10 protein-coding genes are annotated in these 15,988 nt (G+C 64.1%); 4 read left to right on the top strand and 6 right to left on the bottom strand.

Features of this window, described 5'->3' with window-relative positions:
• Window positions 1-213 precede the first annotated feature (213 nt).
• The 4 genes from VLU25_19105 to VLU25_19090 form a co-directional block, all read right to left on the bottom strand.
• The gene (locus VLU25_19105) at window positions 214-1,314 is read right to left on the bottom strand and encodes an SCO family protein (GenBank protein ID HSR70045.1); all 1,101 of its coding nucleotides are present in this window, start codon (window positions 1,312-1,314) and stop codon (window positions 214-216) included.
• 115 nt (window positions 1,315-1,429) lie between these two features.
• Window positions 1,430-4,270: a multicopper oxidase domain-containing protein gene (locus tag VLU25_19100; protein ID HSR70044.1), complete on the bottom strand. Its 2,841-nt coding sequence runs from the start codon at window positions 4,268-4,270 to the stop codon at window positions 1,430-1,432.
• A 446-nt stretch (window positions 4,271-4,716) separates the two neighbouring features.
• The gene (locus VLU25_19095) at window positions 4,717-6,210 is read right to left on the bottom strand and encodes an aminotransferase class V-fold PLP-dependent enzyme (GenBank protein HSR70043.1); all 1,494 of its coding nucleotides are present in this window, start codon (window positions 6,208-6,210) and stop codon (window positions 4,717-4,719) included.
• A complete protein-coding gene (locus VLU25_19090; protein ID HSR70042.1) occupies window positions 6,207-7,106 on the bottom strand; it encodes a radical SAM protein in 900 nt (299 codons plus the stop codon). The genes VLU25_19095 and VLU25_19090 overlap by 4 nt, the downstream gene beginning before the upstream one ends.
• Before the next feature lie 168 nt (window positions 7,107-7,274).
• Between VLU25_19090 and VLU25_19085 the strand changes: the two genes are divergently transcribed.
• Both VLU25_19085 and VLU25_19080 read left to right on the top strand, forming a co-directional pair.
• Window positions 7,275-8,687, top strand: a complete 1,413-nt coding sequence (locus VLU25_19085; GenBank protein ID HSR70041.1) for a sodium-dependent transporter — start codon at window positions 7,275-7,277, stop codon at window positions 8,685-8,687.
• Window positions 8,688-8,711: 24 nt separating this feature from the next.
• On the top strand, window positions 8,712-9,362 hold the full coding sequence (locus VLU25_19080; GenBank protein HSR70040.1) for a DUF2911 domain-containing protein: 651 nt from the start codon (window positions 8,712-8,714) through the stop codon (window positions 9,360-9,362).
• Here VLU25_19080 and VLU25_19075 read toward each other — a convergent pair.
• Entirely contained in the window at window positions 9,359-12,304 is a 2,946-nt protein-coding gene (locus VLU25_19075; GenBank protein HSR70039.1) for a molybdopterin-dependent oxidoreductase, read from the bottom strand. The two genes, VLU25_19080 and VLU25_19075, sit on opposite strands and share 4 nt — an antisense overlap.
• Before the next feature lie 7 nt (window positions 12,305-12,311).
• Window positions 12,312-13,928, bottom strand: a complete 1,617-nt coding sequence (locus VLU25_19070; protein ID HSR70038.1) for a 4Fe-4S dicluster domain-containing protein — start codon at window positions 13,926-13,928, stop codon at window positions 12,312-12,314.
• 182 nt (window positions 13,929-14,110) lie between these two features.
• Between VLU25_19070 and VLU25_19065 the strand changes: the two genes are divergently transcribed.
• Entirely contained in the window at window positions 14,111-14,443 is a 333-nt protein-coding gene (locus tag VLU25_19065) for a PadR family transcriptional regulator (protein HSR70037.1), read from the top strand.
• 249 nt (window positions 14,444-14,692) lie between these two features.
• Window positions 14,693-15,988, top strand: a 1,296-nt coding sequence (locus VLU25_19060) for an ABC transporter permease (protein ID HSR70036.1), incomplete at its 3' end; no start/stop codon positions are given.

Below are 15,988 nucleotides of genomic sequence, written 5' to 3'. Positions count from 1 at the left end.
GGCGCCGCCGTCTCGCTGGCGCTCGCCGGGGCTGACCCTGGGCTGGCGAATGGCTCCCCTTCAGGGAGCTGTACTTGACGTTCAACACAGTCGCTGCCTGCCCTCGAAGCCTAGCCTTGCCCTTCGTAGCCTCGGCGAAGGAGGAGGCTGGCGAATACCTCCCTGTCAGGGACAAGAAACCGAGTGCCCTGGCTCAGAATTCATGACCGGCAGCTAGTGTTGTTGGCCCTTGCCATGGTGGGCATGGGGGTCGTGGGCTGACGGGCCGGAAGCCTCGCCGTCATTTCCGTGGCCGCTCATGTCATGCCCCATCCGGCGGTGGCGCTCGATGCGGGCGCTCTCTTCCTCGATGTACTCCAGGATGCGCTCAGCGTCGGCCAATCCCAGACGCAGGTTGGGCATGGGGACTTCATCGTACTGCTTGTAGAGCTGCATGGCCAGCGGATCCTTCTCCTTGAGCATTCTGTCGGGTTCCATCAGCCAGCGGGTCAGCCACTGGCGGTCCCTCTGCAAGGTGACATTCATCAAGTCGGGGCCGACCAGGCGCCTTTGGTAGTCCTCTACGTCCCCTTTGCCTATGGTGTGGCAGGAGGAGCAGCGGGTGCGGAAGAGGTTCTCTCCCGTGGACATCTGGCGCAGCTTGGGCGCATCTGCGTAGTCGCGGTCAGGCGGAGGAGGGGCCTTCCAGTTGTGCAGCCAGCGCCCTAATTGGGTGGCCAACACGTAGGGATTCTCGTAGGGAGAGCGTTTCATCCAGCGTCCGGTGGCCTGGTTCCCGATGACCAGGCTCAGGTTGTGGTCGTTGGAATCTTCGCTCTGGATCTCGGGCCGGTAGATGCCGAACTTCTTGCGCAGCATCACGATGTCGTCTTCGTCTCCGGTCAGAAACCACCATCCGTCACCCAGCCTGAAGCGCTTGACGTACTCCGCCAGCACCTCGGGAGTGTCGTACTCAGGGTCGATGGTGATGGAGTAAAAGAACACGTCTTTTCCCACCCGGTCGCCCAGCAGCCTCTTGACTTCCTGCAGGCGGGCCGTCTCCATGGGGCAGGCGTCGGGGCAGGAGGTGTAGATGAAGTTGATGGCGACGACTTTGTCCTTGATGAGGTCGTCAAAGAAGCGGACTCTTTCTCCCTTGTGGTTGATGAGGGGGATGTTGGGAAAATAGTTGGCCCCCCACACCTCGCCTCCCATCCCCTTGCGGGCGGCGTTGTCGGCAGTGGAGGAGGGCGCTTTCCAGAGCGTCCATGCCACTGTTAGGGAAAGAATGATCAAAAGGCCGGCGGCCAAGCCGGCTAAACGATACTTGAGCATGATCGCCTCGTCTTCCAATGGTCGGTTCTACTTTCTGGGTTGCAAAGAGGGAATGCGGGGAGCCGCTTTTTAAAATCAACGGCTCCCCGCAGCGGTGTTTTGCTGGAAAGCGCAGCTACCAGCCGCCACCCCAGCCGCCTCCGCCGTCACAGTCGTCGCCCCAGCTTCCTCCGCTTCCGTCGCAGCCGGTGCGGAAAGTGGGCAGGGCCGCCGAATCGACGTACTCGACTCCGTCCCAGGTGGGGATGGGAGCGGGCATCAGCTTGATCTGCCCGGGGTGCTCGATATCCCAGCGCAATAGCATGGCGTGGTCTTCGTGCTGGGTGTTGTGACAGTGCTCCATGTAGGTTCCGGCGAACTCGCGGAAGCGGATGGCCATGGTGACGTCGCGTCCGCTGTCGTCTTCGGGTCCGATGCGGTAGACGTCCTTGCGGGCCCACATCTCCCACTCGGGCGGCGTTCTCCCGTCGCGCTGCAGGATGACGCCCTCCTCGAAGTGGACGTGGACCGGATGGCTCCATCCGAAGCCGCCGTCGATGTGCCAGATCTCGAGCGTGCCCAGTTCATCGTCGCCGTTGGGCCCGGTTCCGTCGAAGCCTGCCATGGTGGGGCCGGTGGCCAGGCGGGGCGCCGCCGAGATGCGGCGCGGATCCATGCCCAGTCCCTGTCCGCCGTCGGTGGCGATGGTCCAGGGGACCTCGTCGCTGCCGAAGCCTCGGAACTCGAACTCGCGGCGCAACGCGGTCTGCAACTGGGGATCGTTGCGGTCGATGGCCAGCGGGATCATCTTCTGAAGGCCGGGCTCGAAGTCGTGAGGGTCCATGCTCAGGTCGGTGCCGCCGTAGGAAACCACTCGCAGCTCCAGGAAGCGTCCGATGCCGGGGTCGAAGCCGGGATCGGGGATGCTGCCGCCGCCCCCCCAGCTTCCGCCGCCTCCCCAGCCGCCGCCGCTGCCGCCGTCGAAGTAGTCGCCGGAGAGGATGCTGGAAAGGGAGACCTTGCGTCCGGCCTCTTGGCCGTCCTGGTGCTCGAGGATGTTGACGAAATAGAGCTTGTCGCCCGGCTGGATGCCCTGAGAGGCGAAGTCAACCACGATGTCGTAGCGCTCGGCGATGCCCTGAGTGGGCAGGATGGCGTTGTTGTCCTGCGTGCTGCCGTCGCCGTCCAGGTCCATGCTGCCGTCAAAGGGCACGGCATGCTCCATGATGTTGCCGTCGTTGGCTACCATGTGGAAGCCCACCCGGTCATAGGACACGCCTGATCCCGAAGGCCCTGCGAACTCGCCTCCGCTGCCCTGCACCTGCTTGACCAGGGCGATGGCGAAGTAGCGTGAAACCGAGCCGTTGAGGATGCGGAAGCGGTAGCGGCGCGCCCGTACCTCGAAGTAAGGCTTGTAGAGCCAGTTGGTGAGGATGCGGTCGCCTACGAAGCCGTCCAGGTTGAAGATGTTGAACCAGAGCTGACCGGTGGCATCCCAGGCCTTGTCGGCCACCAGCAGATTGACGTCGTAGTCGCGGTTGCCCCAGGACAGAGCCGTCCCGCTGGGGAGGCGCAGGTTGACGCCGTCGTTGTGGGCTTCATTGCCCCGGTCGAGGGCACTGTAGTAGTTCATCATCACGGCGCTGCCCTTGTAGACGTTCTGGGCGGTGAAATCGAGCATGTGATCGTGGAACCAGTGGGTGCTCATGGTCTCGCGCCAGTCGCCGCGGATCTGGATGCGTCCGTTGGCGTCGCAGGTCTGGGTGGTCATGGCCTCGTCGTTGACGAAGAGAGTCTCGCCAGGCGAGCAGGGAAAGGACGCCCGCGGATCGTCGGCAGTGGTGTTGATCGTGTCGTATCCGGCCAGTTGGATGGGCCATCGATAGTCGTAGAACTGTCCCGGAAAGAAGAAGGAGTTGGTGTAGCCGTCGCTCTCGGCGGGATTGTGCCCGTTGTGCTCGTGAGTGGTCAGGGTATGCAATCCGAAACCCCGGTTGGCCGCGGGATCGATGGGCAAGGCATTGTACTGGCGCATCAGGACGCCCTGCCCGTAGCGCACGTTGAGCAGCTTGGGCGGGAAGGTCCCGTCGAAGGTCCACAAGGTCTTGTGGTCCTGCACCGGCAAGTTGGGGTGAAACTGCACCGGCAAGCCGGCGGTGGTGCCGTCCAGGGTCAGCGAACCGGGTACCGACGACTCGTAGACCCGGTGATAGAGGCCGCCGGGAGCGAACTCTCCAGCCGCATAGCCGTGCATCTGCTTGCTGTCGCGGAAGCCCCCGTTGACGCGGGCTCCAGCCAGAGCCGTCTTGAAGAAGGTGATGGGCTGGAACTCGTTCCAGCGCTGATGGGCCCAGCCTTTTCCGGGCGGACGCCCCTCGGCCGGAGGGGTGTCCAGAGCGCGTCCCAGAAAGTCCTCGATCTCAGTCCTCCAAGGATTCTCGTCGAGGGTGTTGGCGAATTCCGTGGGAAAAGGCGCAATGCCCGCTTGCGCCAGAAAGGCCTCAAGGTCGGCGCCTGAAGGGTTGCTGGCGGACACCTCCAACGGGTCCTGCTCGGGCGCCGGTCCGGCAGCAGGCGTGGGAAAGGGATTGGGCGAGAGAGGGGCGCCGGCCAGGATTTCAGGTCCGAATTCCTCGAAGCGCAACATCTTCTGCTCGAATTCCCCGGCTCCGAAGAGAGGACTCAGCGGTCCTCCTGTCGGGATGTCGAACTGGCGGCCGGAGTCGACCTCGTTCTCAGACAGGAAATTATTCTCGCCCGGATCTTCGGCGGTTCCCGTGTTGCCGCCCTCGAAGGCCCCCAGGTTGGCGTCAGGCAGACCAGCCAGGAAGTCGACGGCCCACTGAAGGCCGATCAAAGGCCCCGTGAAGGCTGAAGGGTCTCCCGGCGGCGGAGGGCCGAAGTCGTCCAGCACCGAAGCCAGTCCGATCACGCCCAGTCCCAGGCAAAGGGTGGCCACCAGCCAGGTCACGAACATCCTCCTGGCATGCGCGCCGACATCGCTTGATGCCTGCCTTCTTTTTTTTCTCGACTTAGTAAAGAGTTGCATTCCAATCTCCCCCGGTTTGGGATTGCAGTGAGAGGTTACAGTCATGGTCCCGACCCGCAGGGAAGCGGCCAAGCTTGGCCGAAGGCTGGGCGAGTTTGGCAGCGCAGACAGAATCAAGCAGGCTGGTTCTACCGCCTCAGCTCGGGTCTCTTCAGAAAAGGCCCGGCGACCCCTGAGGGGGCAAGCCAGCGTCTCAAGCCCTTATTGACAAGGCTTGATGGCTCATTACAAGGAAAGATGAAGCCCATGTGCCATAGATGGCATGTGTGGCTTTACCGCATCCCAAATTCTACTTGGCATAAGCTGTTGCCAAAACTTCCTTAGCGAGTGGACTAAATGATGTTTGGGATCATAAGGCAATAGGGGGGATGCTGTCAAGAATCTTGTGGAAAATAAGCGCCGGAAGCTTCAGAGGCCCCGGTCCTTACGGCAGAAGCGAACTTGAGGAAGGCATGGACGTCGCGGAAATTGCTGGCCAGACCGAGGGACACGCGCACCGCTCCCGATCCCTTGGAGGAAATGCAGCCCCGGAAGCCTTCATAGGTCATGCCGCTGGAGGAGTCGCTGAAACAGGACTCGATCTCTCCCCGCGACAGTCCCAGCGCCATCTCTCCCGCGCCGGGATTGCAGAAGCAGCCGGTGCGCAGGGAAATACGGGATTGTGAGGCTTGCTCCTCGACGATCTTGTGGTCGATGATGCGTCCCCGGCGATCGAGGAAGTTGAAGGCCACAGTCCCCCCTCGACGGATCATTTCGGTGGGGCCGTAGACGACGGCGGCGGGGCTTCCCTCGGCGTGGCGCAGGCTGCTCAGTTGCTGCAGCAGCCAGGCCGTCAAACAGCTCACACGCTGGTGGATGGCCGGCAGTCCGATGGTGTCGATGAAATCGAGGCCGATCTCTACCGCCGGCAGGTTTGCATAGTCCAGCGTGCCGTCCTCGAAGGCGGCGGCGCCGGCGGCGGGAGCGAAGCGGTCGGCTTGCACCGAGGCCACCTCGATGGTCCCCCCGGCGAACCAGGGCCGATGCAGCTTGAGCAGCGCCTTGCGGCGGGCGATGAGAGCGCCCACACCGGTCGGGTAGCCGAACATCTTGTAGAAGGACAGGGCCACGAAATCGGGATGGAAGCGGGAGAGGTCGAGCCTGTTGGTGGGGATGAAGGCCGCAGCGTCGAGGAGCACGTCCCAGCCGCGGCTCTGCGCTTGCTCCACCCACTCCAGCGGATGCTGCACGCCTGAAAAGTTGGACTGGGCGGGGTAGGCGAAGAGTCCGTTGGCGCCGGGACGGTCGGCCAGCGCGTCCAGTTCCTTCAGCAGCATCTGTTCATCGGCCCGCATCTCGGGAGGCAGCACCGCAACGTAGGTGGTTTCGGCGCCATGGGCGCGGTCGAATTCGCGGATGCCGTTGACCGAGTTGTGGTTGTCGAAGGTGAGCAGAAAGCGGTCTCCCGGACGAAAGGGATAGGACTCGCCCACCAGCTTGAGGGCGTGGCTGGCATTGGCCGTGAAGATGACCACGTATTCGTCGGGATCGGCGTTGAAGAAGCGTCCCACGCGGGAGCGCGCCGATTCCACCCATTGGGTGGTCTGAGCCGAAGTGGGGTTGCTGGAATGGGGATTACCCAACACCTTTTCGCTCAAAAAGTCGAAGTGGCGGCGCAGTTGGCTTTGTCCGTAGAGCCCGCCGCCGGTGTAGTCGAGATAGACGTGTCCCTGACGGTCCAGCCGTGCGAATTCCCGGCTTCGCCATCGGTCCAGCTCCACCGTCTCGCGGTAGTCGGGATTGCATTTGAGGAAGGTGCGGAAGGCTTCTCCGTAGCGCAGGCGATCAGGCAGTTCGCGGGAAACAGGCTGCTGCTCGAACGCACTCATCTCTGATCTCCTCCCTGAAGGGGACGGTCGAAGACCGAGACCACTTGCAGTCCGGCGGCTTGACGCAGGCGGCGGCTGATGAGGCCGATGCGGCGGGCGGACAGGGGCTTGAGAGGCTTGGCCGGGTAGGCGGCGGGTCCTCGGCTGCCCCGGCTTTCCAGGTGCCATTCGCTGGCATGGGGTCGGGTGGGAGTATTGACCTGCACCTCCTCGGGCTGGATGCGCCTGAGCAAGGGGATGAGACCCTCGACCTGGTCCTGGTTAGGGGGCAGCAGCATGATCTGCACGCCCAGCAGTCCCTTGAACTGGCGCCGGAAGGCCGCCGCCCCCTCTACGATTTCTTCCAGGTCGACGCCCTCGACGGGACGGTTGATGCGGGCGAAGACGTCCTCGTCGGCGGCGTCCAGCTTGACATAGACGCGGTCGGCGGCGCTCAGTTCGCGGCGCACCTGGGGATCGGCCAGAAGGCTTCCGTTGGTCAGCACCAGAATGGGCTTGCCCGTCATTGCGGCGACCGTCCTGATGACCTCTCCCAGGTTGGCCGCCAAGGTGGGCTCGCCGCTGCCGGAGAAGGTGATGATGTCGCAATCGCTCCATCCCGCCTGGCGGAGATCGCTCACTACCTTGCGGGTGGGCACGAAAACCCTGCGCGTCCGCGTGGGGACCTGGATCTGCCCCAACTGGCAGTAGACGCAGTTGAAAGAGCAGATCGAATTGAGCAGCAGGAGGTCGATGCCCAGCGAGCGTCCCACTCTCCAACTGTCGACGGGGCCATAGACCGAGCTGACCCGGCGGGGATCGACCCGGGCAATGTCCTTCAGATCCAAGCTGGCTGCTGTCGTCATGCCGGACCGCCTTTCCAGCGAAGCCGGATTGACCGGCTCGAGTCGCTTCACCGTCCAATCAAGCAAGGCTGCTGCCAGCCAGGGGCCAAGGAGCGTGCGCCGACCCGCATGCTGAATGGGGAATTTGCCGGACGGTTGGGGCATTTGGCGGAATTTGCACTGGCGCCCACGGGCCTTTGATGGTAGAAGAGAGGATCAATTTTCGAGGAGAGAGAAACTATGCAATCTCGGGGTGAGTGGAGTTCCCGCGTTGGATTCATCATCGCCGCGGCCGGATCGGCCGTCGGTCTGGGCAACATTTGGGGCTTTCCCGTCCAGACCGCCCAGAACGGCGGCGGCGCCTTCGTCGTAGTCTATCTCATCTTCACCCTGGTGATCTGCCTCCCCGTCATCCTCATGGAGATCGCCATCGGACGCCGCACCCAACGCAATCCCGTGGGTGCCTTCAAGGCCCTTGCCCCGGCAAGCGCCTGGCCCTTGGTGGGGGGGCTGGGGGTCTTCGCCGGCGTCATGATCCTCTCCTTCTACATCGTGCTGGCGGGATACGTCCTGGGCTTCTTTCTGGAATGCGCCACCGGCGGACTGGAGCGCCTGTCCACGGACGGGGAATTCGCCGTCTTCGCCGGGTCGGTGGGCAAGACCTTTGCCTACATGGCCGGAATCATGCTAGCCACCATCGGAATCGTGGTGGGAGGTGTCAAAGGGGGAATCGAGAGGGCCACCCGAATCCTCATGCCCGTCCTGCTGGTCATGATGTTCGCGATGATCGCCTACATGCTGACCCTGCCCAACGCCGGGAAGGGTCTGGCCTTCTACTTTGTTCCCGACTTTTCCAAGCTGAGCATGGGCGTCCTCAACTCGGCCCTCAGCCAGGCCTTTTTCTCGCTTTCACTGGGGATGGGGGCGCTGATCACCTACGGCAGCTACGTCAGCCGCAAGGACAACATCGCCTCCTCGGGCTTCATCGTAGCCCTCTTCGATTCTTTCATCGCCATCACGGCCGGGCTTCTCATCATTCCCTCGATCTTCACGATGGACCCCAACGTTACGGCTGAAAACATGCCCGCAGGCCCGGGACTGATCTTCGTCTTTCTGCCTAAGATGTTCATGAGCCTGACTCCCAGCATCGGCTACTTTGCGGCTTCCTTTTTGGCTTCGTTTTTCTTCTTGCTGGTCTGCTTCGCCGCCATCACATCCACCATCTCGCTGCTGGAAGTCCCCACCTCCTGGGCCGTGGACGAGCGCGGCATCCGCCGCGGACGGGCCGCCCTGGCGATGGGCGGGCTGATTTTCTTTTTGGGCATATTCTCCCTTCTTTCCCAGGGCGCCAGCGACTTCTTCACCCGCTTCATCACCTATCCCAGCGGACAGACCGTCGACTTCCTCACCCTGGTGGCCGACATCTTCTTCGAAAGCGCCCTGCCACTGGGCGGATGCCTGATCTCGGCCTTCTGCGCCTTCCGCTGGAAGCGCGAGAACCTGAGCGCGGAGATCGCCCAGGGTTATCCAAAGTACATGGGGTCGTGGCAGGAAAAAGCCCTCAACGCGATCCTCTACGTGCTGCCCTTCATCCTCTTTTTCATCTTCATCAACACGGTGCTGGAGAAGTACTTCGCCGTCGAGATTTTCTAGAGCTTATTCGGGGGAGGCGACAGCATGTTGAAACACCTCACGGTATGGACGGCCATCCTGTTTCTCTTCGCGGTCGAGGCGCAGGCCCAGGTCAAGCAGGGTCAGTGGACGCCTTCGGTGGAGAACTCCACCAGGGGCTACTGCAGCATCGCCTACTGGACCTACCGCGATGACGGGGTGGAGATCTCGGGCGGACGCGTGACCCTGGGCTACGGGCGTCCGGCCTGGCGTCCTCAGTGGAACCAGGATGCGGCCTTCGACAGCCTCACCAAAGGGCGCATCTGGCGGCTGGGCAAGGACATGTGGACTTCCCTGGACAGCCAACTCGACCTGGAGATGGGCGGACGCAAGGTGGCCGCCGGCTACTACTACCTGGGCGCCAGGAGGAGGCAGCAAGGCGACTGGTCGCTGGTCTTCGTCGATCCCGAGGCGGTGCGTCCCGGCTACATCGACGCCTGGGCCTTCGTGCCTCGGGCCGATGAAGTGCCGATCCTGTTCGAGGTCCCTCTGGAGCACAGCCGCAGCGAGGCGTCGGCTACAGAGCTGAAGATGACACTGCAACTGCAGGGCGCTAAAGACCAGGGCCTGCTCAGCATCCAATGGGGACCCCACCTGCTGCGGGCTTCCTTCAAGCTCGACGTCCCCGCACCCGACTTCTACAAAGAGCAGCCTTAACCCAAGCCCTGTTCCCCGTCCTCAGCCTGGGGGTGGCGGAAAGCCTCTTGCACCGGCCGCAGCGGACGGTTGAGCCAGAGCGGACGCCTCCATCCGCCCGGTCCGGGGCCGGGACGCGTCATCTCGAGCCACTGGCGATAGATCTCGAAGCTCTTTCCCGTGTCGACTTCTACGTCGCCGTAGCGGTCGCCGGCCTGGGCAGGACGCAGCCGGACTCGCTGGTGCCAGCAGTGCATGCCGCTGACGGGATCGGGGTGGACGGGGAAAGTGAGGTTCTGGTGCACTCCGCCTTCGCGCCAGAAGATGCGTCCGCCGTCGGGGTCTCCTTGGGCATCGGGGCTGATGCCGCGCCGGTAGCGAAGTTTCCACACCCCTCCTTGGCCCGAGGACTCGCTACGGCTTATGTCGGCCAGGTTGACGGCCCAGCGGTTGGCCTTGGGATCCTGCGGGCGGCGCCAGCGTCCCAGGTGGTGGGAGCAGGCGGCCACGCCGGGACGGATGGCCTGGGTCACCCACACCCGGTCTACGAAGTGGCCGATCTCGGTTTCCACCCGCAGCAGTTCGCCGTCGCCGACGCCGACCCGCGCCGCGTCCTCGGGATGCAGCCAGACGGGGTTGCGGTTGGCGATCTCGTGCAGCCACTTGGAGTTGCCGGAACGCGAATGAATCAGGGTGGGAAGGCGGAAAGTCGGCACCAGCACCACTTCGCCCTTGTCGCGGTCAAGCTCCTGGGGATGGATGTGGCTCTTGATATAGACGGGAGTGGCATATTCCGGCCAACCCCATTCAGCCAGGGTGGACGAATAGATCTCCTGCTTGCGCGAGGGGGTGGGGAATCCTTGAACGACCCGCCCGCCCTGCCTCGAGCGGACGCCCAACGCCTGGCCGTCGCGGCTGATCACTCCGCGATCGTCTTCCCTGGCCCCGGCCAGCTTCTCCTCGTCGACCTCGCTCTCGTGCTTGCGGTAGCAGGACTGTTCCACTTCAAAGGCCCCGAAGCGGCGCATGTAGTCGAGGGGCGTCAGGTCATGCTCGGCGGCTTTCTCGGCCAGTCCCGGCGTGTGCTCGAAGATCCAGCGGTAATACTCCTCAACCGTGATCTTGCGGCCCGGACGGTAGGGCGACTCGAAGTGCTTGCGCACGCCCAGGTCGCCCTGGGGATCGATGCGCCAGGAAAGCTCGATCCAGAACTCGTCCTCCTCCCAAACCTCTCCGGGATTGGCCTGATAGGTGAACTCGACTTCCTCGCCCCTGCGCCTCATGGCTTCGCGGACGACCGGCTGGCGGAAGGCGATCCAGAGGCCGGAATGGGTTTCGTAGCTGATCAGGTCGTGGCGCTCGCCGGCGTGCCCCATGGGCAGCACGAAGTCGGCGAAAAAGGCCGTTTCGCTCCAGGTGGGCGTGAGGGCGGCGTGCAGTCCGATCTTGGCGGGGTCGCTGAGGGCTTCGATCCAGGAGAAGCCGTCGGGATAGGTCCAGACCGGATTGAAGACGCGGGTGAAATAGACGTCCAGCTTGCCCCGGCCCTCCTTGAGGAAATGAGGCAGCAGAAAGCTCATCTCGTAGTGACTGAAGGGGTACTCGTCGGGGAAGTGGAGCTGATTCCAAAAGCGGTGAGCCGGTGGACGGTCGAAGAGGGGCGGCTTGAACTTGTTCCAGGCGCTGGGCAGGGTTCCGCCGGGCGTGCCCACGCTTCCCGTCAGGACGTTGAGGAAGTGGAGAGCCCGCGATACCGCCCATCCCCCCAGGTTTCCGCTGGAGGCGCTGCGCCAGTTGTGGGTGGCGAAACGCGATCCCGCGCGTCCGATGCGCCGGGCCACTTCGACCACTGTCGCCGCGGGGACCCCGCTTTCCTTTTCGGCGAACTCGGGAGTGAATTCGGCATACTCCTGGGCCAGCAGGCGCAGGAAGTCCTCAAGGGAACCTCCGGCGGCGGAACGGGCCCCGAGGTACTCCTCCCAGTTGACCCATTCGCGCACAAAGTCGCGGTCGATCAGGTCCTCGGCCAGCAGGACGCGGGCCATGGCCAGCAGCACGGCGGCCTCGCTGCCGGGATAGGTGGGCATCCAGAAGTCGGCCATGGAGGCGGTGTTGGAGAGGCGCGGGTCCATCACCGCCAGCTTGGCCCCTTTCATCATGCCTTCGATGATGCGCTGGGCGTGAGGATTGAAGTAGTGTCCCGATTCCAGGTGGGCGCTGACCAGCAGGATGAATTCGGCTTCGGCGTGGTCGGGCGAGGGACGGTCGTATCCCTGCCAGGCGGCGTATCCGAAGCGGGCGCCGGCCGAGCAGATGTTGGTGTGAGAGTTGTGTCCGTCCACCCCCCAGGCGGCCAGCACCCGTTCGGCATAGCCCTCGTGTCCGGGACGGCCGACGTGATAGACCACCTCGTTGCGGCGCTCCTCCTGCAGGGCTTTGCGGATGCGGGCGGCGATCTCGTCCAGCGCCTGGTCCCAGCTCACCCGCTCCCAGCCCCCGGCTCCCCTCTCCCCCTTGCGGCGCAGCGGATAGAGGATGCGGTCGGGGTCGTTGATCTGGTTGATGGTGGCCGGTCCCTTGGCGCAGTTGCGTCCGCGGCTTCCCGGATGCCAGGGGTTGCCCTCGAATTTGCGCACCTTAAGGGTGTCGCGGTCGATATAGCTGAGCAGTCCGCAGCCTGCTTCGCAGTTGAAGCAGGCGGTGGGGACGATGACGTAATTCCGCTTGTGGCGGCGGGGCCAGGAAGTGGCTTCGTATTCGCTCCAGTCGTCCCATTGCTCGGGAGGCGGATAGTCGGTCAGCTTGCCCGGCGGCGTCAGGCGCGGCAGCTCAGGCAGGTGCGGCGAGTCCTCGGCGCTGCCATCCGACCGGTGCAGGTCGGGAATAAGATGCAGCCGTTCGGCCAGGCGCTCGAGCCAGCCGGGCCGCGGGGCGGAAGGGGCGCTGGTGGGTTTGGGTGCCATGGCTTTCCTAGCTGAGGCGAATCCACTGAGGAGCGCGCACCCAGGCGTGCTCGGAGAAATAGAGTCCGACGAGGACCAACAGTCCGGCCAGCGGCAGCGCCCAGCCGAAAAGGTCGAAGAGAGAGCTGGTGTGCCCCAGCAGCAGGGCCAGCGGAATGAGTCCGCCGCACACGACGGCGCCGCCCCAGAAAGCCGGCGCCAGGCGGCCCCGGAGGATGAACTCGGCGGCCCGGCTGGCATCGCGGGTGGCATGGGGCGTCGTCAATTCCAGTCCCAGCAGGGCCAGGTGCAAGAGCAGGGTTGCGCTCAGCATCCAGGCGAGAAGCCAGATCCAGCCTTGGGGCAGGGGTATCCAGGGGCTGGCCAGAGCCAGCGCGGCAGTGCCCGCCAGAGGCGCATGCAGGAACATCTTCAGCACGGCCAGCGGCGATTGCCACAGGTCCCTGCCCTTGGCCTGGGCTAAGAGATAGGCCGTGTAGGCGGCGGTGGCCGCCGCGGCCAAGGCCGTCAGGATCATCAATAGAGCAACCGCGCCCCCAGGACGCAGCATCGCCTCACCCCAGGACCACTGGCTCAGCGCCAGCGCCAGCAGCAGTGTGAGCAAGATTGCATAGGCGCCGATGATCCAGGCTCCCCTGACCAGCCACGACCTCCACTGGGGACGCAGCAGGACGTAGGCAAAGCGGGCCGGCTTGTCCAGATCCTTGACCAGCAGAGCCCCCGTCAAAGCCAGGAAAAAGAGGGCCGCGCCGAGACAGGCGCTCCACACGCCGGCGCTGGCCTCGGCCGCCCGCGAGAGCAGGAAGGGGGCCAGAAAGAGTCCCGCCGAAAGGGCCTTGGTCCAGATGTAGCCCGACACCTCCCACCCCCACAGCACTCCCTTGTCGGGGGCGTCGTAAACTCGCCGGGCCTCTTCGGCTGAGGCTTCCGGCGGAGGGACCTGGCGACGTTCGCCCACCGGGGACCCGTCCCGTCCGCCTTTGCGCTGCTCGGCGAAACGCGCGAAGTGCCCCACTCCGCTTTCCTGAGACGACCACAGGTAATCGGCGGCGGCCTGAGTCCGGGACGCATCCAGCGAGGCCGCGTCGCCGTCGATGTAGAACAACTGAGGATCGGTGCCCTTTTCCCCCTTGCGCACCGTCACCTGTTCGCGGGCCACCAGTTGGGCGATCTCGCTGGCAGGGTCCTGGAGGTCGCCGGAAACGATGGCGTGCTCGGGACAAACGTTGACGCAAGCCGGCTCCAGTCCGAGGTCGACGCGGTGGGCGCAGTAGTTGCACTTGGCGGCAGTGTGGTTCTGAGGATCGATGTAGAGGGCGTCGTAGGGACAGGCCTGCATGCAAGCTTTGCATCCGATGCAGCGGCGGTTGTCGAAATCGACGATGCCGTCGGGACGCCGGTAGAGCGCCGTCACCGGGCAGATCTCGACACAGGGCGCATCGGCGCAATGATTGCAGCGCATCACCGAGAAGTGACGCGTGGTCTGGGGAAAAATGCCCTTTTCGATGTACTTGACCCAGGTGCGGTTGACCCCGACCGGAACCTCATGCTCGGCCTTGCAGGCCACCGTGCAGGCGTGACAACCAATGCACTTGCGGTTGTCGATCACGAACCCAAATTGCAATCCCTTCCCCTTTCTAGGGGGATACTTTAGGCGCTGGCCCCGACGATTGCAAGACCCCGCCACCCCCCTTTCCGAGACGGACCTGGGAGGAATCATGTGCAGCAGGGAGAGCGGCCATCTCTTGTTGACAATCTACAGGAAGGCGGCTAGACTCTTGTCGACAATCTAGAGGAGGAAGACCGATGGGAGGATCGCGGCGGGCTGATTTGCTTCAGGGAACGTTGGACCTGCTCATTCTCAAGACGCTCTCGCTGGGACCCCGCCACGGGTGGGGGATCTCGCAGCGCATCCAGCAGATGTCCGACGAAGTCTTTCAGATCAATCAAGGATCGCTTTACCCGGCATTGCAACGCTTGCAGCAGGAGGGGTGGATCGCTTCTTCCTGGGGCGAGTCGGAAAACCGCAGGCGGGCCAAGTACTACCGCCTGACCGCCGAAGGGCGGCGCAGGCTGGAGGAACAGACCCGCAACTGGAAGGAAGTCTCGGCCGCCATCGAGCGGGTGCTGGCCACCTAGTGCAGTGCGTCAAATGTTTCGAGCCACCCTGTTGCGTTATTCCGCGCATTCAGCGTTGGGACCAGCCGCCGTCTCGCTTGCGCTCGCCGGGGCTGACCCTGGGCTGGCGAATTGCACCCCCTTCGGGGTTCTTTCGAACTTCGCATATCGCACCTCGAACTTGGCAAGGCCCTGGCTCAGAATTCATGACCGGCAGCACAAGTGGCCCAGCGGGTCAGCGATCCACACAGAGCAAAGGGAATTCAGCCCATGAGCAAGTGGACTCACCGCGTCAAGACCGCCCTCCGTTCCTGGTTCCGCCGTTCCCAGATGGAGCACGAATTGGACGAGGAGCTGGCCTTTCACCTTGAAATGCAGACCCGCCACAACCAGCGGCAGGGACTCAGTCCTCAGGAGGCCCGGCGCAAAGCGGCCCACCAATTGGGTGGTGTCGAGCAGGTGCGCCAGAGCGTCCGCGAGACACGCTCGGGAAGCTGGATGGAAGGGCTCCTTCAGGATCTGGGATTTGCCCTCCGCATGCTGCGCCGGCAGCCTGGATTCACCCTGGTGGCGGTCTTGACGCTGGCCCTGGGCATCGGCGTCAACACCGCCTTTTTCAGCGTCCTCCACGGCGTGTTGCTGGCCGACCTGCCTTATCCCGACAGCGAGCGGCTGGTCTATGTGGGCAACAACTACCTGGGCGAGGACTCGCCCCGCACCTATAGTTCGGTTTCGGAGGCTGAATATCTCGACTACCGAGACCGCAGCCAATTGATCGGCCCCATGGCTCTGTGGGGCTACGGGGGACTCAACGTGACAGTGGGAACAGGTCCTCCCGAACTGTCGCGCGGGGCCCGGGTGACGCCCAACTTCTTTTCCGTGATGGGAGTGGAGCCTTCCCGAGGCAGGCGCCTTTCCGATGCCTCCGGCGGACCTGGTGGCCCCGAGGAAATCGTCCTTTCCCATGGCTTCTGGCAGCGGCGCTTCGGGGGCGAGGAGCAGATCGTGGGGAGAGTCCTGGAGATCGAGGGCCGCCCACTGCAAGTCGTGGGGGTGATGCCGCCTGGCTTCAACTATCCCTACCGGGAGATCGACTTCTGGATTCCGCTGGTCATCGATCCGGCCAACCTGCCGTCGCGCGGGGCTCACAACCGGCGTATCGTGGGCCGCCTGGCGCCCGGCGCCGATATCCGTCAGGCAGGCCGCGAATTGGCGGCCATCTCGGCCCAGTTAGAGGAAGAGTATCCCGAGTATTATCCGGAGTCGAGCGGCTTCCAGGCCTCGGTGATCTCGCTCAAGGAGCATCAGGTGGGCGAGGCCCGTCCGGCCCTGATGGCCCTGGCGGGAGCGGTGGCCCTGGTGCTCCTGATCGCCTGCGCCAACGTGGCCAACCTGCTGCTGGCGCGGGGATCGTCGCGGCGTCCCGAAATGGCCGTCCGCACGGCCCTGGGGGCCGGACGCAAGCGCCTGATGCGCCAGTTGCTGACCGAGACGGCGCTGCTGTCGCTGCTGGCGGGCGCCGCCGGACTGCTGGCCGCCGACCTGACCCTGGACGCCCTGCGCTGG

The sequence above is a fragment of the Acidobacteriota bacterium genome, from assembly GCA_035471785.1.
Taxonomy (GTDB): Bacteria; Acidobacteriota; UBA6911; order RPQK01; family DATIPO01; genus JANQFM01.
Note: the sequence above shows the minus strand (reverse complement) of the source record. Positions and strands in the feature narration are given on the sequence as shown.

Excerpts from the sequence above, each read along its gene's own strand:
- VLU25_19080 (HSR70040.1), top strand. The coding sequence starts at position 8,712 with ATGTTGAAACACCTCACGGTATGGACGGCCATCCTGTTTCTCTTCGCG.
- VLU25_19075 (HSR70039.1), bottom strand. The coding sequence starts at position 12,304 with ATGGCACCCAAACCCACCAGCGCCCCTTCCGCCCCGCGGCCCGGCTGG.
- VLU25_19085 (HSR70041.1), top strand. The coding sequence starts at position 7,275 with ATGCAATCTCGGGGTGAGTGGAGTTCCCGCGTTGGATTCATCATCGCC.
- VLU25_19095 (HSR70043.1), bottom strand. The coding sequence starts at position 6,210 with ATGAGTGCGTTCGAGCAGCAGCCTGTTTCCCGCGAACTGCCTGATCGC.
- VLU25_19105 (HSR70045.1), bottom strand. The coding sequence starts at position 1,314 with ATGCTCAAGTATCGTTTAGCCGGCTTGGCCGCCGGCCTTTTGATCATT.
- VLU25_19100 (HSR70044.1), bottom strand. The coding sequence starts at position 4,270 with ATGTTCGTGACCTGGCTGGTGGCCACCCTTTGCCTGGGACTGGGCGTG.
- VLU25_19065 (HSR70037.1), top strand. The coding sequence starts at position 14,111 with ATGGGAGGATCGCGGCGGGCTGATTTGCTTCAGGGAACGTTGGACCTG.